Annotated in this window: 22 protein-coding genes; 20 read left to right on the forward strand and 2 right to left on the reverse strand. The window is 67.4% G+C overall.

All coding sequences use genetic code 11. From position 1 onward, the window contains the following. Position 1 precedes the first annotated feature (1 nt). Positions 2–694: a flagellar basal body P-ring formation chaperone FlgA gene (flgA, locus tag L2Y94_RS05895; RefSeq protein WP_247373708.1), complete on the reverse strand. Its 693-nt coding sequence runs from the start codon at positions 692–694 to the stop codon at positions 2–4. Then, positions 691–1998, reverse strand: coding sequence for a methyl-accepting chemotaxis protein (locus L2Y94_RS21305; protein ID WP_283248521.1), 1308 nt, complete (start codon positions 1996–1998; stop codon positions 691–693). Before L2Y94_RS21305 ends, flgA begins: the two co-directional genes overlap by 4 nt. A gap of 176 nt (positions 1999–2174) precedes the next feature. On the opposite strand from L2Y94_RS21305, the gene L2Y94_RS05910 reads away from it, so the two are divergent. The 20 genes from L2Y94_RS05910 to fliF all read left to right on the forward strand — a co-directional run bounded on the left by L2Y94_RS05910 (position 2175) and on the right by fliF (position 22222). Beyond that, positions 2175–3092 carry a chemotaxis protein gene (locus L2Y94_RS05910; protein ID WP_247373710.1) on the forward strand — a complete coding sequence of 306 codons (918 nt, stop codon included), beginning with the start codon at positions 2175–2177 and terminating at the stop codon, positions 3090–3092. A gap of 172 nt (positions 3093–3264) precedes the next feature. Then, positions 3265–3684: a flagellar basal body rod protein FlgB gene (flgB, locus tag L2Y94_RS05915; RefSeq protein ID WP_247375146.1), complete on the forward strand. Its 420-nt coding sequence runs from the start codon at positions 3265–3267 to the stop codon at positions 3682–3684. Further along, positions 3681–4094 carry a flagellar basal body rod protein FlgC gene (gene flgC / locus L2Y94_RS05920; RefSeq protein WP_144911420.1) on the forward strand — a complete coding sequence of 138 codons (414 nt, stop codon included), beginning with the start codon at positions 3681–3683 and terminating at the stop codon, positions 4092–4094. The genes flgB and flgC overlap by 4 nt, the downstream gene beginning before the upstream one ends. Positions 4095–4105: 11 nt before the next feature. Further along, on the forward strand, positions 4106–4756 hold the full coding sequence (locus tag L2Y94_RS05925) for a flagellar hook assembly protein FlgD (RefSeq protein WP_247373711.1): 651 nt from the start codon (positions 4106–4108) through the stop codon (positions 4754–4756). A gap of 20 nt (positions 4757–4776) precedes the next feature. Next, entirely contained in the window at positions 4777–6006 is a 1230-nt protein-coding gene (gene flgE / locus L2Y94_RS05930; RefSeq protein WP_247373713.1) for a flagellar hook protein FlgE, read from the forward strand. A gap of 16 nt (positions 6007–6022) precedes the next feature. Continuing rightward, entirely contained in the window at positions 6023–6763 is a 741-nt protein-coding gene (gene flgF / locus L2Y94_RS05935) for a flagellar basal-body rod protein FlgF (RefSeq protein WP_247373714.1), read from the forward strand. A 64-nt stretch (positions 6764–6827) separates the two neighbouring features. Beyond that, entirely contained in the window at positions 6828–7613 is a 786-nt protein-coding gene (flgG, locus tag L2Y94_RS05940) for a flagellar basal-body rod protein FlgG (RefSeq protein ID WP_247373716.1), read from the forward strand. Positions 7614–7621: 8 nt separating this feature from the next. After that, positions 7622–8302, forward strand: coding sequence for a flagellar basal body L-ring protein FlgH (gene flgH / locus L2Y94_RS05945; protein WP_247373718.1), 681 nt, complete (start codon positions 7622–7624; stop codon positions 8300–8302). After that, complete coding sequence (locus tag L2Y94_RS05950) at positions 8302–9411, forward strand: flagellar basal body P-ring protein FlgI (RefSeq protein WP_247373719.1); 1110 nt, start codon at positions 8302–8304, stop codon at positions 9409–9411. Before flgH ends, L2Y94_RS05950 begins: the two co-directional genes overlap by 1 nt. 1 nt (position 9412) lies before the next feature. Next, positions 9413–10417, forward strand: coding sequence for a flagellar assembly peptidoglycan hydrolase FlgJ (gene flgJ / locus L2Y94_RS05955; RefSeq protein ID WP_247373721.1), 1005 nt, complete (start codon positions 9413–9415; stop codon positions 10415–10417). Between the two features lie 47 nt (positions 10418–10464). Next, on the forward strand, positions 10465–12348 hold the full coding sequence (flgK, locus tag L2Y94_RS05960; protein ID WP_247373723.1) for a flagellar hook-associated protein FlgK: 1884 nt from the start codon (positions 10465–10467) through the stop codon (positions 12346–12348). A gap of 2 nt (positions 12349–12350) precedes the next feature. Further along, positions 12351–13550 (forward strand): flagellar hook-associated protein FlgL, encoded by a 1200-nt coding sequence (flgL, locus tag L2Y94_RS05965; RefSeq protein WP_247373725.1) that lies wholly within the window; start codon positions 12351–12353, stop codon positions 13548–13550. A gap of 399 nt (positions 13551–13949) precedes the next feature. After that, positions 13950–15368 (forward strand): flagellin N-terminal helical domain-containing protein, encoded by a 1419-nt coding sequence (locus tag L2Y94_RS05970; RefSeq protein ID WP_247373727.1) that lies wholly within the window; start codon positions 13950–13952, stop codon positions 15366–15368. Between the two features lie 140 nt (positions 15369–15508). Beyond that, complete coding sequence (gene fliD, locus L2Y94_RS05975; protein WP_247373729.1) at positions 15509–16867, forward strand: flagellar filament capping protein FliD; 1359 nt, start codon at positions 15509–15511, stop codon at positions 16865–16867. Positions 16868–16886: 19 nt separating this feature from the next. After that, a complete protein-coding gene (gene fliS, locus L2Y94_RS05980; protein WP_247373731.1) occupies positions 16887–17303 on the forward strand; it encodes a flagellar export chaperone FliS in 417 nt (138 codons plus the stop codon). Continuing rightward, entirely contained in the window at positions 17300–17596 is a 297-nt protein-coding gene (locus tag L2Y94_RS05985; RefSeq protein ID WP_247373733.1) for a flagellar protein FliT, read from the forward strand. The genes fliS and L2Y94_RS05985 overlap by 4 nt, the downstream gene beginning before the upstream one ends. Before the next feature lie 26 nt (positions 17597–17622). Then, positions 17623–18201: a PilZ domain-containing protein gene (locus L2Y94_RS05990; RefSeq protein ID WP_247373735.1), complete on the forward strand. Its 579-nt coding sequence runs from the start codon at positions 17623–17625 to the stop codon at positions 18199–18201. 339 nt (positions 18202–18540) lie between these two features. Beyond that, a complete protein-coding gene (locus L2Y94_RS05995) occupies positions 18541–19965 on the forward strand; it encodes a sigma-54 dependent transcriptional regulator (protein ID WP_247373737.1) in 1425 nt (474 codons plus the stop codon). Between the two features lie 169 nt (positions 19966–20134). Further along, positions 20135–20476, forward strand: a complete 342-nt coding sequence (fliE, locus tag L2Y94_RS06000) for a flagellar hook-basal body complex protein FliE (RefSeq protein ID WP_144911386.1) — start codon at positions 20135–20137, stop codon at positions 20474–20476. Between the two features lie 78 nt (positions 20477–20554). Then, a complete protein-coding gene (gene fliF / locus L2Y94_RS06005; protein WP_345780017.1) occupies positions 20555–22222 on the forward strand; it encodes a flagellar basal-body MS-ring/collar protein FliF in 1668 nt (555 codons plus the stop codon).

Here is a 22222-nt window from a genome sequence, read left to right on the forward strand (position 1 = left end):
TTCATGGCAGAACGGCGACGACCCCCGGTCCGCTGACGACGGCGTCGAGCACGCGGCCCGAGGAGGCGTTGCGGACCTTCACGCGGGTACCGGCGTCGCCGGCACCCAGTGCCACGCCGTCGGCACGGATGGTGACGCCCTCGACGGTGGCCTCCATGCTTACCGCGTCGCCCACGCGCACGGCCTGGCGACCGGCGAGCATGCCGGGCGTAAGCACCGTGCCGGCGTTGAGCGGACGGGCGAGGGACCGGCCGTCGACCTGGTCGAGGGCCGCGATGTAGCCGTAGGCGAGCGAGGCGACGTCACGCTCCTCGGCATGGACGTCGGCGGCGCCGATGCCGTCGCCGCGGGTGAGCGGACGGCTGGTCACCAGCACCTGGGTGAAGAGCTTGACGCGCACCGGCACGCGCACCGTCCAGCCGCCGGGCACGGGGCAATGCACGGCCACGCTCACCCGGGCACCGAGTGGGCGGTTGCCGGGCAGCGAGGCGCTGGGCCTGGCCGGGCAATCGGCCAGCCGCAGCCGGCTGTCGAGCGAGTCGGCCTGGGCCTCCATGCGCGCGCCGGGCAGCGAACGGTTTTCCTTCAGCCAGGCCACCGCGATGTCGCGCACGTCGTCGAGCGAGGTGGCCGCCGCCATGAGCGGGCAGGCCAACGACGACAGGGCGACGATCGCGGCGGCGAGGCGCTTCACGCGGCGCGTTCCGACAGGGCGGCCGAGAGCCCCTGCACGATGGCATCCAGCTCACGGGTCAGGCCGGGCAGCATCTGCGTGGCTTCAGCCTGTCGGCCCTCGCCGAGGGTCATCGCGTATTGCGAGGCCTGCGCGGTGAAACGCTCGCCGGCGGCGCGCACGGCGTCGGCCGAAGCGTCGGTGCGGCGGAGGCGGAACTGGTCGATGCAGCGCATGAGCGGCGTGGTGTCGAGCCAGCGGCGATCGAGGCCGGACGGGTCGCGCGAGGAAAGCTCCAACGCGTAACGCAGGCCCTGACAGGCCTCGCGGATCATCTGGCTCAACGTGGCGGCGTCGAGCTCGCCTTCGGTCTCGAGGCGGGCGAGGCCCAGGCGGTGCGCGAGGACGGCAGCGCGGGCGGCGGCATCGGCCTGGCGGCGGGCTTCGTTGGCCGTGCGGCCGAGGCTGGCCTGGGCGGCCTGCACGCCGGCGATGCGGCCTTGCAGGACACCCATGCCTTCGCGGGCGCTGTCGATGCTTTCGCGCGCGGCGCGCACCACGCCGTCGACGCGGCCGAGCGAGGTCTGCATGCCGGCGATGCCCGATTGGGTCTGGTCGAGGCGGCGCAGGCTGTTCTGCACGGCCTCGTCGAGGTGGCCGGAGAACTCGCCCACGGCCTGGGTCACCTGGTCGATCTCGGCGGTGGCCTGGGTGGTCTTCTCGGCCAGTTGCTTCACCTCGTCGGCCACCACGGCGAAACCGCGGCCGGCCTCACCGGCGCGCGCCGCTTCGATGGCGGCGTTCAGCGCCACGAGGTTGGTCTGGTGGGCGATGTCCTGCACCGTCGCCGTGAGCTTGCGGATGGCGGTGAAGTAGTCGGCGAACTGCGCATGGTTGCGGCTCATGCCCGACAGGGCGCTGCGCAGCAGGCGCAACTGGCCGTCGAGGTCGCCCGCGTTGGCCTGGCCTTCGCCGCCGGCCTCGGCCATGCCGGACACGCCGGCCTGGGCCTGGTCGAGGGCCGTCGAAATCCTGGCGCCCGACTCCGTCAATCGCCCGGCGGCGTCGCGCGCGCCCTCCACGGCGGTGGCCAGTTCCTGGAGCGTGCCGCCGAGGGCCTGGGCGTTGGTCAACACCATGCCCTGCTGCTCGATGGCCTGGATGGTGGTGGCCGGCGCCGTGCGCGGTTCAGCGGGTTTGAGCAGGGCGCCCAGGGCGCTGGCGGCCGCCGGATACTGCGCGGCCAGCGCGCGCACGCGCGCGGCGTCGCCCGTGGCGGCGGCATGGGCGAGAAGACGGACGTGCTGGCTCCAGAGGAGGGTCATGAATGGGTTCGCTTCTGAGTGGTCGCCCACTACATCGGTCGCGGGGCGTCGTTCTTGAGCGAAGCAATACCCGTGCCATCGGTCGCTCCCTTGGAATCGCGGACCCTGTCCGCGATGGGTTTAAAGAACAGGGGCGGCCGGCCGATATGGGAACATACCTTATTGATGCATAGCCCATGGCCCGCCCCCTCCTCGACACCGTGGAAACCTTCACCCGCCTCGCCGGCCACAACCGCGTGGCGATGCTGCTGTTCCGGCTGGGCGACCGCCAGGCGTTCGGCATCAACGTGTTCAAGGTGCGCGAGGTGCTGCGCCGGCCGAAGCTCGAGCGCATGCCGAGCATGCATGACCTGGTGGCGGGCAGCTTCGACTACCGCGGCAACACCATCCCGGTGATCGATCTCGCGGCCGCCATGGGCTATCCGCCGATGGCGAGCGTGGATACCGCGCACCTCATCGTCACCGAATTCAACCGCTCGGTGCAGGGTTTCCTCGTCTCCGACGTGGACCGCATCGTGCACGTCGACGGCGCCCAGATGGCCGCGCCGCCGCCCGCGCTGGGCTACGGCTCGCGCGTGAACGCCGTGACCCGCATGGACGGCGACCTCATCGCCATCGTCGACGTGGAGCAGGTACTCGCCAGCGTGGACCCGCGCGCGGTGGAGATCTCCGAGCGCGTGCAGCAGGCGGCGCATCTCCAGATCGCGAGCAATCGCCGCCTCCTGTTGGTGGACGATTCGCTGGTGGCCCGCACCCAGCTGGTCGACCTGTTCCGCAAGCTCGACCTCGAATGCACGGTGGCGAAGGACGGCAGCGAAGCCCTCCAGTGCCTGCGCAACCTCGCCACGGGGCCGGAAAGCGAGCGCGTGGCGCTGGTGGTGTCGGACATCGAGATGCCGTCGATGGACGGCTATGCGCTCACCCGCGCCATCCGCGAAGATCCCCAGCTCCGCCACCTCAAGGTGCTGCTGCATAGCTCGCTGAGCGGGGTCTTCAACGAAGCGATGGTCGCCCGCGTGGGGGCCGACCGGTTCATCGCCAAGTTCCAGCCCGACGTCCTCGCCACGGCCGTGCTCGAACTGTTGCCCGGCTGACGGGCGACGGCGGACCGTCGCCGGAGCGGTTCCGGCGGGCGCCGGAATTCCGCCACCTTCCCTCCGATCCACTCCGCAAACGGCGCCACGGCGCCGTTTCGCGTTTCCGTGCCCGGCGTGGCACGCCTCTTGCTGATGCCTTCGGGCCACGTCAACGAGAGGGCCCGTGTCCATGATCGACCACTCCGATCCACTGTTCGGCGCACATGCGCAGGCCCTGGGCCTGTGGCAGCGCCGTGCCGAGGTCATTTCGTCGAACCTCGCCAATGCCGACACGCCGGGGTTCCTCGCTCGCGACCTCGACTTCCGCAAGGTGATGTCCGCCGCCACGGGCGCGATGGATGGCGATCGCCTCCCCATGGCCGCCACCGAGGCGGGCCACATCGGCGGCAATCCCGCCGTGGCCATGGCCGACGGCGACAAGCTCGCCTACCGCGTCGAAACCCAGCCGTCGATGGACGGCAACACGGTGGATACCCAGGTGGAGCAGGCCCAGTTCGCCGGCAACGCCATCCACTACCAGGCCTCGTTGAGCTTCATCACGGGGCAGATCCACGCCATGCGCCTGGCCATCACGGGTACCGCATCATGAGCTTGCTGAAGATCTTCGACGTCGCCGGTTCCGGCATGGCCGCGCAGTCCGCGCGCCTGAACACCACCGCCAGCAACATGGCCAACGCCGACAGCGTGGCCAGCAGCGAGGCCACGGCCTACCGCGCCCGGCAGCCGATGTTCGCGGCCGTGCAGCAGCAGGTGAACGGCCAGATGGAAAACGCGGGCGTGCGCACGCTCGGCGTCAGCGAAAGCCAGGCGCCCGTGCAGTCGCGTTACGAGCCGGCTAATCCGATGGCCGACGCCAACGGCTATGTCTATTCGAGCAACGTCAACCCGGTCGACGAGCTGGTCAACATGATCTCCGCGTCGCGCTCCTACCAGAACAACGTCGAAGTCATGAACAGCGCCAAGCAGCTCATGCAGAAGACGCTGGACCTCGGCAAATAAGGATTCCCTCCATGGCCGTCGATTCCGTCGGTTCCAACGCGTTCGGCTCGAATTCGTCCACCTCGAGCCAGCTGCAGCAGCAGACGCTGTCGCAGTCCGATTTCCTGAAGCTGCTGGTCACCCAGGTGACCAACCAGGATCCCACCAAGCCCATGGACCCGACCCAGTCGGTGGCGCAGCTGGCGCAGTTTTCCCAGGTGGCGGCCACGCAGCAGCTGCAGCAGTCGTTCGACTCGCTGGCCTCCAACCTCACGGGCGACCAATTCGTGCGTGCCTCGGCGATGGTCGGCCGCGACGTGCTGGTGCCTTCCACGGCGGGCAAGCTGCAGGACGGCGCCCTCAACGGCGCGGTGAACGTGCCCAACTCGGGCACCTACGTGAACGTGCAGATCAAGGACACCGCCGGCAACGTGGTGCGCACGATCCCGCTCGGCCAGCCCGACGCCGGCCTGACCGACTTCAGCTGGGACGGCAAGTCCGACGACGGCACGCAGCTGCCGGACGGCACGTACCAGATCTCCGCTACTTCCGGCGGCAACGCGGCGGATACGTTCTACCGCGGAAAGGTGGAAGGCGTCGGCGCTTCGGGCGCCGACGGAACCTACGTGCAGGTGTCCGGTTACGGCGGTGCCCTGCTCAGCCAGATCGCGCAAATCCAGTAAGCACAGCGAGGAATTCCACCATGCCTTTCGATATCGCCCTCAGTGGCATCAACGCGGCTTCCGCCGACCTGGAAGTCACCGCGAACAACATCGCCAACGTCAACACCGTCGGCTTCAAGGGCTCGCGCGCCGAATTCTCCCAGGTGTACTCCGTGGCCGGCGAAAACCTCGCCGCCACCGCCTCGGGCAGCGGCGTGCGCGTAACCAACATCGCCCAGCAGTTCGGCGACGGCAACCTCACGCAGACCGGCAACTCCTACGACTTCGCCTTGAGCGGCGCGGGCTTCTTCACGCTGCACGACGCCTCGGGCTATTCGTACTCGCGCGCGGGCAACTTCCATCCCGACGACGACGGCTTCATCGTCAACGCCACGGGCCAGCGCGTGCAGGTGTATCCGCCGACGGCCTCGGGCGGCTTCGACATCTCGGCCTTGTCCGACCTGCACATCACCACCGGTTCGGCCCCGGCCAAGGCCAGCGCCAACATCGGCATCACCGCCAACCTGCCGTCGACCGCCGCCGCGCCGACGGTGACGCCGTTCGACCCGACCAACGACAAGTCGTACAACAACCTGTCCACCTTCCAGGCCTACGATTCGCTCGGCGCCACGCACACGGTGAACGTGTACTACGTGAAGAACGCCACGGCCAACGGCTGGGATGTGCACATGACGATGGACGGCACGCAGGTGGGCGCCGCCGCCGGCCAGCAGCTGACCTTCAGCGCCGGCGGCGCGATCACCACGCCCGCCACGGGCAAGCTCGACTTCGGCGCCGCCTCGCCCAACCCGGGCGCGCAGCCGATCGATCTCTCGCTCGACATGAGCAAGGTCACCCAGTTCGGCGACACCTTCTCCACCACGGCCGTCAACAACGACGGTTACGCGGCGGGCAAGTTCTCCAAGATCGACGTCGCGAAGGACGGCACGGTGTCGGCGATCTATTCCAACGGCGCCACCATTCCGCTGGGCCAGCTCGCCATCGCCACCTTCGCCAACAACCAGGGCCTGCGCCAGCTCAACGACACCAACTGGGTGCCGTCGGCCGAGTCGGGCCAGCCGATCCGCGGCGTGGCCAACTCCGGTGACGTGGGCCAGGTGCAGTCGGGCCAGCTCGAGTCGTCGAACACCGCCGACCTCACCTCGCAGCTGGTGAACATGATCAAGGCGCAGCGCAACTACCAGGCCAACGCGCAGGTCATCTCCACCGACGACCAGCTCACCCAGACGATCATCAACATCCGCAACTGACGTCGGGGAATAGGCCATGGATCGTTCCGTCTACGTCGCGATGACCGGTGCCACGCAGGTGATGCGGGCACAGGCCGAGGTCGCGCACAACCTCGCCAACGCCAACACCACGGGCTTCAAGGCCGAACTGTCGGCCTTCCAGAGCGTGCCGGTGAAGGGCGACGGCCTGGCCACGCGCATCAACGGCGTGGCCCAGGGCACCGGCTGGGATACCTCCGGCGGCAAGCAGATGGCGACGGGCAACGACCTGGACATCTCCGTGCAGGGCGACGGCTGGATCGCGGTGCAGACGCCGGACGGCAACGAGGGCTACACGCGCGCCGGCAACCTGCGCATCGACGCCGACGGTTTGTTGACGGACGCGCGCGGCAACCCCGTCGTGGGCGGCGGCGGTCCGATCACCATTCCCCAGGCGTCCAGCGTGCGGATCGGCGCCGACGGCACCATTTCGTCGGTGCCGCTGGGCGAATCGCCCGCCACCGTCGCCACCACCGACCGGATCAAGCTGGTCAACCCGGGCAACGACCAGCTGACCTACGGCAGCGACGGCCTCATGCACATGATCGACGGCAGCCAGGCGCCCGCCGATGCGAACGTGCAGGTGGTGTCCGGCACCGTCGAAGCGAGCAACGTCAACCCTTCCGAGGTGCTCGTGAAGATGATCTCGCTCTCCCGCGAGTTCGAGATGCAGGTGCGCTCGATCAAGGCCGCCGACGAAAACGCCCAGTCGGCATCGAAATTGCTACAGGTGGGGTAACCACCGTCGCGCGACGCAAAACCGTCGCCGGCACGCCACGGGCCCGCAAGGGCAGGAGTCAACGATGTTCACGTCCCTCTGGATCGCCAAGACCGGCCTCGATGCGCAACAGACGCGCATGGACGTCGTGTCGAACAACCTGGCCAACACGAATACCACGGGCTTCAAGCGCGCCCGCGCGGAGTTCGAAGACCTGACCTACCAGAACCGCGGCCAGGCCGGCGCGCAGACGACCGAACAGACCCAGTCGCCCACCGGCCTCATGATCGGCACCGGCGTGCGCGTGGTCGGCACGCAGAAAATGTTCGAACAGGGCGGTACGCAGCAGACCGACAATCCCTACGACGTGGCGATCAACGGTCGCGGCTTCCTGCAGGTGACCCTGCCGGACGGCACCGTGGGCTATTCGCGCGACGGTTCGTTGAAGCGCGACCAGGACGGCCAGATCGTCACCAACGACGGCTATCCGCTGGAGCCCGCCATCACGGTGCCGGCCAATGCCACCTCGCTCACCATCGGCAAGGACGGTACGGTCAGCGTCGTGACGCCGGGCAACCCCGCCGCGCAGCAGATCGGCCAGATCCAGCTCGCCGACTTCACCAATCCGGCCGGCCTGGAGCCGCGCGGCGACAACCTCTACCTCGAGACCGCCGCCAGCGGCGCGCCGCAGACCGGCACCGCCGGCCTCAACGGCCTGGGCACCCTCGAGCAGAACTCCCTGGAAACCTCCAACGTGAACGTGGTGGAGGAGATGGTGAACATGATCGAGACGCAGCGCGCCTACGAGATGAATTCGAAGGCGATCTCGGCTTCCGACCAGATGCTCCAGTTCATCACCCAGCAGACCTGATGACCGCCATGAACCGTTCCTTCGCACGCATCCTCGTCGCGGCGCTGCCGTTCGCGCTGCTCACCGCCTGCGGCATGGTGCCGCCGACCCCGCGCCCGATGTACACCGCTACGATGCCGGTGGACCCGGTCACGCCCGCGCAGCCCACCGGCTCGGTGTTCGCCGACCAGCAATCGATGGAACTGTTCGCCGATCCGCGCGCGCATCGCGTGGGCGACATCCTCACCATCACCCTGGTGGAAGCCACGCAGGCCAGCAAGAAGGCCGCGACCAGCACCAGCAAGAAGAACGGCAGCAACATCGCCTCGCCGACCGTGCTCGGCCAGGGCCTGCGCCTCGGCGGCAAGAGCGCGGACAGCGCGCTGTCGAGCAACAACGCGTTCGACGGCGACGGCTCGTCGAGCCAGAGCAACCAGCTTTCCGGCGAGATCACCGTCACCGTGTCCCGGCGCCTGTCCAACGGCGCGCTGATGGTGCAGGGCGAGAAGTGGCTCACCATCAACCAGGGCGAGGAACTGGTGCGCATCTCAGGCATCGTGCGTCCGCAGGACATCGGCGCGGACAACATCGTGGCGTCCAGCCGCGTGGCCGACGCACGCATCGAATACGTGGGCAAGGGCACGCTGGCCGATTCGAACACGCGTGGCTGGCTGTCGCGTTTCTTCGATTCGAAGTGGATGCCGTACTGATGAATACCTTCGCCCGCATCCTCGCCGCTGCCGCGCTCACGTTCGGCGTGACCTCGCTGGCGCACGCCGATCGCATCCGCGACCTCACCCAGGTCGGTGGCGTGCGCAGCAACCAGTTGGTCGGTTATGGCCTCGTCGTGGGCCTGGACGGCAGCGGCGACCAGACCAGCCAGGCGCCGTTCACCACGCAGAGCCTGGAGAACATGCTCCAGCAGTTCGGCGTGAACGTGCCGGCCAACGTGCGTCCGCAGTTGAAGAACGCGGCGGCGGTGACGATCACCGCCGAGTTGCCGCCGTTCGCCAAGCCGGGCCAGCGCATCGACGTGACCGTGGCCTCCATCGGCAACGCCAAGAGCATCCGCGGCGGCGAACTGCTGATGTCGCCGCTCAAGGGCGCCGACGGCCAGGTCTATGCCATCGCCCAGGGCAGCGTGGTGGTCGGTGGCGTGAGCGCGCAGGGCAAGAGCGGTTCCAGCGTGCAGGTGAACATCTCGGCCAGCGGGCGCATTCCCAACGGCGCCTCCATCGAGCGCAGCGTCGCCACGTCGTTCGACAAGGGCGGCGATATCATGCTCAACCTCAACACGGCCGACTTCACCACGGCCGCGCGCGTGGCCGAAGCGGTGAACCGCAACTTCGGCGCGGGCACGGCCAGGGCGATGGACTCGGCATCCATCGCCGTGCGCGCGCCGCTGGATCCGTCGCAGCGCGTGGCCTGGCTGTCCACCATCCAGGGCCTGGAAGTCACGCCGGGCGACGCGCCCGCGCGGGTCATCGTCAATTCGCGCACCGGCACGGTGGTGATCGGTTCGGAGGTGAAGGTCGGCGCAGCGGCCGTCGCCCATGGCGCCATCCAGGTGACCATCAGCGAGCAGCCGCAGGTGAGCCAGCCCAACGCGTTCAGCCGGGGCCAGACGGCCATCGTGCCGAGCAGCCAGGTGGCGGTGAGCGAGGATGGCGGCCACATGTTCAAGTTCGGCCCCGGCACGAGCCTCGATGCCATCGTGCGCGCCGTCAACCAGGTGGGCGCCTCGCCCAGCGATCTCATTTCGATCCTTCAGGCGCTGAAGGAGTCCGGTGCCCTGCGCGCCGAGCTGGTGGTGATCTGACATGGCCGCCGCCGTCGACAACAACGCCCTGGGCACCTACACCGACCTGTCGGCGCTCGGTGGCCTGCGCACGGCGGCGCAAAAGGACTCGCAGTCCGCGCTGCCGGCGGTGGCGAAGCAGTTCGAGTCGATCTTCACGCAGATGATGCTGAAGTCGATGCGCGACGCCAGCGCCGCCATGGGCGACGACATCATGGGCTCGCAGGCGGGGGATACCTATCGCCAGATGTTCGACCAGCAGCTTTCCGTCACGCTGTCGCAGGGCAAGGGCATCGGCATCGCCGACATGCTCATCCGCCAACTGGGCGGCGCCTCCGCCGGGAAGACCGGCGCCAACGACGGCCTGTTCGCGGGCGTCACCGGCGATGCTTCCACCGTGCAGGGCATCTCGTCGCCCTCGGACAAGGACAGCGGCCTCATGGACTCGCTCGAGGCCATGCTCGGCAAGGCCGGCAAAATGGTGGGCGACGGCGCCAACGCGGTGGCCACCGCGGTGAGCAAGTTCGACATCGACGGTCCGGAGGATTTCGTGCGCACCTTCGCGCCGCACGCCATCGAGGCCGCGCGCAAGCTCGGCGTATCGGTGCGCGCGCTGCTCGCCCAGGCCGCACTGGAAACCGGCTGGGGCAAGCACATGCCCCAGCAGGGCGCCACGGCCAGCAACAACATGTTCGGCATCAAGGCCGGCAGCAGCTGGGACGGCAAGCGCGTCAGCGTGCCGACCCTCGAGTACGAAAACGGCGTGGCCGTGCGCAAGCGCGACAACTTCCGCGCGTACGACTCGCCGGCGCAGTCCTTCAGCGACTACGCCGACATGGTGTCGTCGAGCCCGCGCTACGCGAACGCGGTGGGCCGCGGCGACGACATCTCCGGCTTCGCGCACGCGCTCACGAGCGGCGGTTATGCCACCGACCCGAGCTACGCGAAGAAGCTGGTGGACATCGCCAACGGGCCGGTGATGAAGCAGGCGCTCGCCGCGCTGAGCCACATCACCGATGCGCTTTGAACGATGACGCATAACGGGCCAACGATTTAGGCATAAGGGAAACGACGATGGCCGATCTGCTTTCCACCGGGGTATCCGGCCTGCTTGCATCGCAAGTCGGCCTGTCCACCGTCGGTCACAACATCAGCAACGTGAACACCGCCGGCTATACGCGGCAGACGACCACGTTCAACGCGCGCGCGCCGCAATACTACGGCGGCATGTACATCGGCCAGGGTGCCGACGCGATCAGCGTGCAGCGCTCGTACAGCCAGTTCCTCACGCAGACGATGTGGTCGGCCACGTCGAGCCAGAGCCGCGCCTTGCAGTACGCCGCGTACACTTCGGCCACCAACAACGCCGTGAGTGGGTCGGCCAACCTGCAGAGCGCGCTCGATGGCTTCTTCGGCTCGGTGAACGACATGGCCAACGCGCCGACGGACACCGCCAGCCGCCAGGCGATGATCGGCAAGGCCAATACGCTGGTGTCGACCTTCCGTTCGCTGTCGTCGCAGTTCCAGCAGATCGACCAGCAGACCAACCAGCAGATCGGCAGCGCCGTCGACAGCATCAATTCGCTGGCGCAGAGCATCGCCTCGCTCAACGGGGAGATCCAGAAAGCCTACGCTGGCGGCGCCGCGCCCAACGACCTGCTCGACGCGCGCGACCAGGCCATCAGCCAGCTCTCGGCCATCGTCGGCGTGAACGCCACCGAGAACAGCGATCACATGGTGACGATCTCGATCGGCAACGGTCAGCCGCTGGTGAGCGCCACGAACGCGGTGAAGCTGTCGACGGCGCCGAATCAATACGATTCCTCGCGCCTGGAAGTGGTCGGGCCCAGCGGTTCGGTGATCAGCAACCAGCTCGGCTCCGGTTCGCTCGGCGCGGCCTTCGATTTCCGCACGAACGTGCTCGATCCGGCCCGCAACCAGCTCGGGCGCGCGGCCATCGCAATGGAAGACGCGTTCAACAAGCAGCACGCGCAGGGTATCGACCTCAACGGCGACCCGGGCGGTGACTTCTTCTCGATTTCCGATCCGGCCGTGTTCAACAGCACCACGAACAAGGGCACGGCCAGCATGACGGCCAAGGTGACCGACGTAGGCAAGCTGGGCGCCTCGGATTACATCGTGCGCTACGACGGTACCAAGTGGGGCGTCACCACCACCGACGGCACCGTCGTGCCGTCGACGGGTACCGGCAACCCCGGTCCGCCGGCCGACCCGATCGTGATCGACGGCCTGGCGATCACCGTGCCCGGCGGCACCCCGCAGGCCGGCGACAGTTTCCAGATCCAGCCGACGCGCAACGCGGCCTCGACGATCTCCGTGGCGATTTCCGACACCAACAAGATCGCCGCGTCCGGCCCGCTCGTCGCCACGAAGTCGGCGAGCAACACGGGCAAGGGCGTGCTCGGTGGCCTCACCGTCACCGATATCAACGACGCGAACCTGAAGACGCCGGTGGTGATCCAGTTCACCTCGCCGACCACCTACACGATCAACGGCGGCGCGCCGCAGACCTACACCGACCCGGGCACCATCACGGGCAACGGCTGGACCCTAAAGCTTTCCGGCGCCCCGGCCGCTAACGACACGTTCAACGTGAATCCGGCGGCTTCGGCCAGCGGCGACAACGGCAACGCGCTTGCCCTGGCGAACGTGGCCAACAAGGGCGTGCTCGACAACGGCGTGACCACCGTGGGCAAGTCGTACAGCCAGCTGATCGCGCAGGTCGGCACGGCCGGTGCGCAGGCGAACACGGCGCTCGACGCCCAGCAGAGCATCCTCGACCAGGCCACGGCCGCTCAGCAGAGCCTGTCGGGCGTGAACATGGACGAGGAAGCCTCGAACCTGCTGCGCTTCCAGCAGGCGTATGCCGCGTCGGCGCAGGTCATCACGACGGCGAACACGATCTTCGAATCCCTCCTGAGCGCGGTGCGAGGCTGATCATGCGAATTTCCACATCCTGGGGGCAGCAGCAGGCCGTCAACTCGATGCTCAATCGCCAGTACGAGCTGTCGCAGACCCAGCTCGCGCTCGGCAACGGCAAGGCCATCCAGACGCCGGCGGACAACCCCGCCGCCGCCGCGCGCGCCGTCGACGTCAGTTCGGCCAGCGCGCAGAACGACCAGTACACCCGCAACATCCAGTCGGCGTCCAATCGTCTCGCGACCGAAGAGCAGTCGCTCTCGTCGGCGGGCGACATCCTCGATCGCATCCGCACGCTCACGCTCGAAGGCATGAACGGCACGCAGACCGACGAGTCGCGCAAGTCGATCGCGGCGGAACTCCGTCAGAACCTGAGCGCGCTGGCGAGCCTCGCCAACACGCGCGACGGGCAGGGCGAATACATCTTCGCCGGCAGTCGCACGTCGACGCAGCCGTTCACCGTCAGCGACCTGAGCGTCACGTACGGAGGCGACCAGAACCAGCGCATGGTCGCGGCCGCGCCGGGCATGCAGGTGGCCACGGGCGACGACGGCGACAGCGTGTTCATGGCGATCAAGGGCGGCAACGGCACGTTCACGACATCGGCGGGAACGACGAACACGGGCACGGCGGTGGTGCAGACCACGTCGGTCACCGACGCGAGCCAGTGGGACGGCAGGACCTATGGGGTCACGTTCACCTCACCGACGACGTACGAGATCCACGACCTGACCGATCCCGCGGCGCCGGTGGTTTCCACCGGTACCTATACCGGCGATTCCGGCGCGATCCAGTTCAAGGGCGCGCAGCTCAATCTCACCGGTACGCCGGCGACGGGCGATACCTTCACGGTGGCGCCGTCGTCCAACCAGGACGTGTTCTCCAGCGTGGGCAACATCATCACCGCGCTGGAGGCCGGCGGTGGCGGCGGCGCCGCGATGAACAACCAGCTCAACGCGCAGCTGATGAACCTCGACCAGGTGCAGGGCAACTTCCTCAATACGCGAACGCAGATCGGCGCGCGCATGAACGTGCTCGACCAGCAGACCGACATCGGGTCGGACGCGAGCCTGCAGTACAAGAGCACGCTGTCGGACCTGACCGAGCTGGATTACGCGAGCGCCACGAGCAAGTTCGCGCAACAGCAGTCGGCCCTGGATGTCGCGCAGCAGGCTTACGTGAAGATGCAGAACCTTTCGTTGTTCAACTATCTCAAGTAAAGCGGAAGACGCTGGGTTCCTGCCTTCGCAGGAACGACGAGAGGGGTAGCTGCGAAGAGGTGATCGGGCCTCACGTCGTTCCTGCGAAGGCAGGAACCCAGCGTCTTTCACGGTCGCCGAATGCTTTAGAAGCGAAGAAAAGCTCACCGGTCGTCGTTTCTTGCCGCATTACCGCCAATACACCCAAAAAATCCCCTAAACCCGCAGGAGGTCATGCCGATACACCCCAAGACAGCGGCTGGCAGGGCATGCCTCCCATACCCGCGTCAAAAAAACCTCTCAAGTTTCTCCCCGGCGTGCCGTAAACCTCTCTGAGGCGGAAGGCTTCCCTAACGGAACCCCGCCGGACTACGCCGCACCTATCCGGCCATTCGGTTCCGCTTACAAAGGATCAATCCGATGTCTCTGACCATCAACACCAACATCTCGTCGCTGACCGCCCAGAACAACCTGAGCAAGTCGCAGAACAAGCTGTCCTCGGCCATCGAGCGCCTGTCGTCGGGCAACCGCATCAACAGCGCGAAGGACGACGCCGCCGGCCTCGCCATCTCCACCCGCTTCACCACCCAGATCAACGGTCTGGACCAGGCCGTCCGCAACGCCAACGACGGTATCTCGCTGGCCCAGACGACCGAGTCGGCCCTGGACGAGGTCACCAACAACCTGCAGCGCATCCGCGAACTCGCCGTGCAGTCGACCAACGCGTCGAACTCGGCCAGCGACCGCGCGGCGCTCGACGCCGAAGTGCAGCAGCGCCTGTCGGAAGTGACCCGTATCGCCACGCAGACGAACTTCAACGGCATGAAGGTGCTCGACGGCTCGTCGAAGAACCTCAGCTTCCAGGTTGGCGCCAACGTGGGTGAAGTGATCACCGTCGGCCTGAACCAGGGCGTGAAGGCCAACCAGATCGGCCAGCTCGCCAGCGGTTCGATCGGTGGCTTCACCCCCGCCACCGCCGCCACCGCCGGCACCACCACGCTGTCCGCCGTGGCCGATCCGACCGCCGCCTTCGCCGCCACGGTGAACGGCCAGGCCATCAACGTCGCCGCCGGTGCGGGCCGTACGTCCGCCGACTTCCTCACCGCCGTGAATGGCGCGCTGACGACGGCCGGTGCGAACGCCACCGCCACGATCAATGCCGACGGCAACCTGGTCTTCACCTCGGCTACCACCGGCAAGGATTCCGCGGCCCCGACCGTGACGGGCGCGGGCGGTTCGAGCTCGGTCGCTGGTCTCGACAAGGGCGACATCGCCCCCGTCACCATCGGCGACGTCACGCTGCAGGTCGGCGGCAACGCCGCGTTCAGCATCCAGGGCACGTACAAGAGCGCCCAGGACCTCGCCGACGCGATCAACGCCAAGTCGGGCGACGGCATCAACGCCTACGTCGGCCAGAACGGCCAGGTGCAGTACGCCTCGGCGTCCGACGTGACCGTGGGCGGCACCGCCGCCGACGTGACGGCCGCGGGCCTGACGGCCGGCAAGGTGGCGGTTTCCACCACCCAGACCCTCGCCGATTCCAGCGTTAAGACGGTCGATGGCGCCAACCAGACCATCGCCAGCGTCGACGCGGCCCTGCAGTCGATCTCCGACGTCCGCTCGGACCTCGGCGCGATCCAGAACCGCTTCGAGTCGACCATCTCCAACCTGCAGAACATCTCGCAGAACCTGACCTCGTCGCGCTCGGCCATCACCGACGCCGACTTCGCCCAGGAAACCGCGAACATGTCCTCGGCGCAGATCCTGCAGCAGGCCGGCGTGTCGGTGCTCGCCACCGCCAACCAGTCGCAGCAGATCGTCACCAAGCTCCTCGGTTAATCGACGAGCGCTACCGCCCCGGGGGAAACCCCGGGGTTGGCAGGGTAATTGCTTAGTTGTCTGCGGCGGCTTTCGGCAACGAAGCCGCCGTCGGCAAATTGGCGCCCCGGGCAGTGAGGCGTCTTCCCAAGGAGCACCTCATGGCCACCAGTCCCGTCAACCTCGGTTCGAGCTCGATCGACGTTCCGACCATCGTCAAGAACCTCGTCGCCAACAAGCGCGCGGCTCCCGACAAGGCGATCTCGGACAAGCTCAGCCAGAACAGCACGCAGATCTCCGCGGTCGGCAATTTCACCTCGTCGGTCACCGCGTTGCAGAGCGCGATCAAGTCTTTGACCGACGGCACGGCGTTCAAGACCCAGAAAGTCTCCATCGGCGACGACGACGTGCTCGGCGCCACCACCGATACCGATGCCCAGCCGGGCAGCTACGACATCAAGATCACGCAGCTGGCGTCGGCGCAGAAGACCACCTCGTCCGCCTTCACCGACAGCAAGGCCACGGTCGGTACCGGTACCCTCACGATTTCCGTCGGCGACAAGACCCTGTCGCTGGACCTCGACAGCACGAACAACACGCTCGAAACCGTTCGCGACATGATCAACAAGTCGTCGAGCAACCCCGGCGTGAGCGCGGCCATCGTTACCGGCAAGGACGGCGCGCATCTCGTGCTGTCTTCGAGCAGCACCGGTGCGGCCAACGCCTTCAAGGTCTCCAGCAGCGGCGGTGACGGCAAGCTCGCCGCGCTGAATTTCGACCCGGCCACCGACACCCCCACGGTCGCCGGCCAGGATGCCGAATTCACCATCGACGGTCTCGCCGCGAGCAGCCCGACCAACGTCGCCACCAAGGCGATCGACGGCGTCACCCTCACGCTCACCAAGATCGGCGAGAGCAAGCTCGACATCACCAACGACACGTCGGCCGTCACCACGGCCATGCAAAGCCTGGTGTCGTCGTACAACAGCTTCATCGGCACCTACCAGCAGCTGACGAAATACGATCCGACGAACCAGCAGGTCGGCGCCCTGATCGGCGACGCCACCGTGTCGTCCATCAAGAGCCAGATCTCGACCTTGCTGGGCAAGCAGTTCACGGGCAATGCGCCCGGTCCGACGTCGTTGAGCAACCTCGGCGTATCGTTCCAGACCGACGGCACGCTCGCGCTGGACACGACCAAGCTCACCAAGGCGCTGACGGACAATCCGAAGGAAACGCAGGACCTGCTCAGCGGCACGGACGGCATCGCGCCCACGCTGGACAAGCTCATCACGAGCTGGACGTCGACCACCGGCATCCTCACCCAGCGCAAGAACAACCTGAACCAGACCACCAAGGACCTGAACGACCAGCAGGACGCGCTCGACAAGCAGATGGACGACTACACCGACCGGCTCACCAAGCAGTACACCGCGTTGGACGCGATGATGACCAAGCTCGCCGGCACCACCAGTTTCCTGTCGCAGCAGTTCGACCTGCTGGCCAACAGCAAGTCCTGATCCCGAGGATACCCATCCCATGTCTTACGGTTACTCCCGCGGCGTCGGCGCCTACCAGCAGGTCCATGCCCAGGGCGGCGTGGAAACGGCCGACCCGCATGGCCTCGTCACCCTCCTGCTCGACGGCGCGCTCGAGCGCACCCGGTTCGCGCGGGGCTGCATGCTCGGCGGCAACGTCGCGGGCAAGGGCGAGGCCATCTCCAAGGCCATCGAAATCGTGGGTGGCCTGCAAAGCGGGCTGAACCCCGCCGTCGATACCCCCCTGGTGGGGCAGCTCGACAGCCTCTACGACTACGTGAGCCGGCGCCTCCTGCATGCCAACCTGCGCAACGATGTCGACGCCCTCGACGAAGTCTCCCGCCTGCTCGGCCAGATCCGCGAGAGCTGGGTCGCCATTCCGGTCGAGGCGCGCCAGGTGCCTGGAGCCGGCGCATGAACGACCTCGTCTGGTGCGACGTGGGCCGGGTGCTGGAACTGACCGAATCCATGCACGAGGCGGCCAGCGAATCGCGCTGGGACGACCTGATCGCGCTCGAGGCCGAGCGCGATCCCGTGCTGCACACGGGCACGATGCGCCAGTCCCCCGAGACCCTCGAGACGCTGAAGTCGATCATGCTGCTCGACAAGCTGATCACCGACCTGGCGTCCGCCGCACGCGACGAAACCGCCCGGGAGCTGGGTCAGGCCCGCCGCGTGCGTCGCGCCGTGGCCGCGTATAGTTCGTTCTGAGCGAGCCGATGGCGGGGAAGGGCACCATGAGCGACGAAGGCTGGACGGCTTTTTCCGATCGCGTGGCATGGGAGGCTCGTTTCCATGCCGTGTGCGAAGCGCGCGAACGGCCCGACGCGGGCGAGCTGGCCCTCGTCAACGACCGCAATGCCAGCGTGCTGGTCGCCGTGTCGGCCCTCATGGAGCGGCGCAGCGAGACGACCGCCGAAGACGATGGCGCCCTCAGCCAGGAAATCACCCGGCTCGACGCCAAGCTCAACGTGCTGATGGAAATCGTCAACCGATTGCTCCTGCCGCAGGCCAACCTGCCGCCGCGCATCGCCGTACGCTTCAACGCCATGGGTGCCGTGCTGCCCTGGGACGGCCTGCCGCCGACCGGCCAGCACGTGATGCTCCGCCTGCATTTCGACGCCTGCCGGGCCCTGCCGCTGGAACTGCCCGGCGTGCGCCTGCCGGGGCCGTCCGACGGCCGCGGGTTCATCGGCTTCGACGGGCTCAGCGAGCCGGTGCGCGATGGCATCGAGCGCCTGGTGTTCCGCCAGCATCGCCGGCAAGTGGCCGAGGCCCGGGCACAGGCCCGGCCGGTGGACTCCCTGGACGGTTGACGCATCGCTTCGCAGGAGTCGCGGACCCTGTCCGCGACTCCTGCGAAGCGGGATCCACCAAGGCTTCCGGCACGTTATGACCTTTTACGTCACATGACGTAAACCCGTCGCATGGCACCCAGCGTCACATTCGTGACGCGTGTCGTCAGGATTGACACCGGGGCGCGCCTTCACGTTTTCACCACCTGCCGAAAAGGTTTCCGTCACGCTCCGCAAGTGTGAAGCGCGACGTGCTTTTACGTCGTCGCGCGCCGGAATTCCGACGTTGGCACGCTCCTTGATTGATACCTCCCCGTGAAGTCGATGTGGACTTCGATCCCATTCCCGGTGAGGTTCTCTATGAAGTCGTCCAACTTTCTCGTCGTCGAATCCGACCGCGCCCGTGCCGACGGCATCATGTCGGTGCTGGCCTTCCTCGGATACCGCCCCGTGCTGGCCAGCGGCCTGCAGGCGGCGGACGCGGCGGAGAGTTGGCGCGGGATCTTCGTCGGCACCGCGGAAGACGAGGTGGAGCTCGACAGCTACGTCGCCTTGCTCGGACGCAGCGGGCGCGACCTGCCGATGCTGGTCGCCGCCGATTCGCCGCTGGCCGCCATGCTGATCTCCGACGATTCGCGCAGCCAGAGCGTCGAGCTGGTGGACGTGCCCCTGCGTTACGAGCGCCTGTCCGAAGCCCTGCGGGCCCTGCAGTCACGCATCCAGCCGCCGGCCGCGAGCCTGCGCATGGTCGGCCAGTCCGGTCCGATGCAGCGGGTCAACGCCCTGATCCGCCAGGTGGCGCCTTTCGATTCCAGCGTGCTGGTGCTCGGCGAGTCCGGCAGCGGCAAGGAAATGGTCGCCCGCACCATCCACGAATGCTCCCCGCGCCGCGACAAGCCCTTCGTGGCGATCAATTGCGGCGCGATCCCGGCGGAACTGCTCGAAAGCGAACTGTTCGGCCATGAAAAAGGCGCCTTCACCGGTGCGATCAGCACCCGCAAGGGACGTTTCGAACTGGCCGAGGGCGGCACGCTGTTCCTCGACGAGATCGGCGACATGAGCCTGCCGATGCAGGTAAAGCTGCTTCGCGTACTGCAGGAGCGCGTCTTCGAGCGCGTGGGCGGCAACCGTCCGCAGCGCTGCGACGTGCGCATCATCGCTGCCACCCATCGCAATCTCGAGGAGGCCATCGAGCGTGGTGGCTTCCGCGAAGACCTCTATTACCGCCTGTCGGTGTTTCCGTTGGAGATGCCGCCGCTGCGCCAGCGCCTGGAAGACCTGCCGGCGCTCATCGGCGAATTCAACCAGCGCCTGGTCCAGCGCGGCCTGTCGTCGGTACGCTTCTCGCCCGGCGCGATGAACGCCCTTTGCCGCCACGGTTGGCCGGGCAACGTGCGTGAACTGTCGAACCTCGTCGAGCGCATGGCCATCCTCATGCCGCACGGCGAAGTGCGTGCCGCCGACCTGCCGGAAAAATACCGCGGCGCCGTGCCGCTGGAAGAGGTGTCCGGTGCGGCCCTCATCGCGATGATGGAAGCCGAGCCGGAAGTGACCGAGAGCTTCACGGCCCTCGGTGCCAACGACGGCGATCCCTCGGTGCTGCCGCAGGGCGGCCTCGACCTGAAGGATCACCTCGCCGGCATCGAGATCGGGCTGATCCGCCAGGCGCTGGATTCGGCCAACGGCGTGGTGGCCCACGCGGCCAAGCTGCTGCGCGTGCAGCGGACGACGCTGGTGGAGAAGCTGCGTAAGTACGGCTTGTCCGAGGCGGCGCAGGCGGGTTGATGCTTTGTAGGATTCGCGGACACGGTCCGCTCCCACCCCTTCGGTAGTCACGCTTCCGCCGATGGGGTGGGAGCCGATCGTATCGGCGAACGGATTCGCGAAGACCTTCCCGGTTGGCACACCTCGTGCATCGAGTGACATAAGTCCGATACCGCGTTGGAAAACCGTCATGAGCACGATCGACGTCAACAACCTCCTGTCCCAGATGCGCCGCATCAGCGCGCAGACCGAGATGCCCGCGATCCGCGGCGTCGGCGGCCTGGGCAACGAAACGACGCCGGTCGGCAAGGGCAGCTTCGGCGACGTGCTGAAGCAATCCATCGACGGCGTGGCCAAAGCGCAGGACAAGGCGGAGAAACTCTCCAGCGCGTTCGAGCGCGGCGACCCGCAGGTCGATCTCGCTCAGGTGATGATCCAGGGCCAGCGAGCCGATCTCGGCTTTCGCGCCATGACCGAAGTACGCAACAAGTTCGTCGATGCGTACAAAGACATCATGAACATGTCGATCTGATCGACCCCACGAATCGATTGAGCCCGAACCATGGCCGATAACGGCGTAGCTACCACGGAAAGCGGCACGGCAACGCGCATGGACTCGCTGAAGTCCCTCGCGCAGACGCCCGCGGCACGACAGTTGTTCATGCTGGCCGGCATCGCCGCCGCGGTCGCCATCGGCATCGCCGCCGTGATGTGGTCGCGCGCGCCGAACTACGGCCTGCTCTACGGCGGCCTCGAGCAGAAGGACGCCGCCGCCGTCACCCAGGCCCTGCAAAGCGCCAACACGCCCTATACGCTCAGCGCCGACGGCAGCTCGATCTTCGTGCCCGCCGCCGACGTCGCCGGCGTGCGCCTGAAGCTGGCCGGCCAGGGCCTGCCGCAGGGCAACGCCGCCAACACCATTCCGGCTTCCGATTCGCCGTTCGGCATGAGCGACATGGCCGAGCGCGCCCGCTACCAGTCGATGCTGGAAAACGATCTTTCCTCCACCATCGCCGGCCTGCAGTCGGTGCGCGCCGCGCGCGTGCACCTGGCGATGCCCAAGCCGTCGGCCTTCATCCGCGACAACAAGCCGGCCAGCGCGTCGGTGGTGGTCACGCTGTATCCGGGCCGCCAGCTCGACCAGGGCCAGGTGGCCGCCATCGTGCACCTGGTGGCCGCCAGCGTGCCGGGCCTGGATACGCGCCAGGTATCCGTCATCGACCAGACGGGCAACCTGCTGACCGTGAGCGATCCGGATAGCGCGATGGCCATCGGCGACAGCCGCATGCGTCTTTCCAATCGCATCGAGGCCACGTACACGCAGCGCGTGGAAGACCTGCTCACGCCACTGGTGGGTGCGGGCAAGGTACGCGCGCAGGTATTCGCCGACCTCGATTTCTCGCAGACCGAGAAGGCGAGCGAAACCTTCAACCATGACAACCCCGCGCTGCGCAGCGAGCAGACCAGCAGCGAAACGCGCACCGACGCGGCCAACCAGGGCGGCGTGCCCGGCGCGCTGAGCAACCAGCCGCCGAACACGGGCGGCAACGCCACTGCGGCGAATCCGGGCAACGCCAACGCGGCCAAGCCGGGTACGCAGGCCGCCACGCAGCAGACCGCGCAGACCCCGACGCAGAATTCGCAGAGCGCCACGCGCAATTACGAGCTCGATCGCACCGTCAGCCACGTGACCGATCCGGCCGGCAAGGTCGCGCGACTCACCGTGGCCGTGGTGGTCGACAACAAGCAGGTGATGGGCAAGGACGGCAAGCCGAGCAGCGTGCCCTTCACCCCGGAAGAGCTCACCCGCCTCACCGACCTCACCAAGAACGCCGTGGGCTTCAGCGCCTCGCGCGGCGACAGCGTCAGCGTCATCAACGAGCCCTTCCGCGGCGCGGTGGCCGACGTCGAGCCCACGGGCACGCCGTTCTGGGAGCGTCCGGGCATGCTCGACCTCATCAAGCAGGGCCTGGGCGTGATGGTGGCCCTGGTGGTCGGCTTCTTCGTGTTGCGTCCGATGCTCAAGGGCCTGTTGAAGCCGGCACCGATCGCGATGAACAATGTCGCGCTGGCCGGTCCGATGCCCACCGTGTCGGTGATGGTGGATGACGACGACATGACGCCCGACCGCGTCACCGCCACCGCGCAGCCGCAGATCGGCTCGCCGCAGTTGCTCGCGTACGAACAGAAGGTGGGCCTCGCCAAGCGCATGGCCGCCGAAAACCCGAAACAGATCGCGCAGGTCGTGAAGAGCTGGGTGGGCGCCGATGGCGACTGA

The organism is Luteibacter aegosomatis (genome assembly GCF_023078455.1).
GTDB lineage: Bacteria > Pseudomonadota > Gammaproteobacteria > Xanthomonadales > Rhodanobacteraceae > Luteibacter > Luteibacter aegosomatis.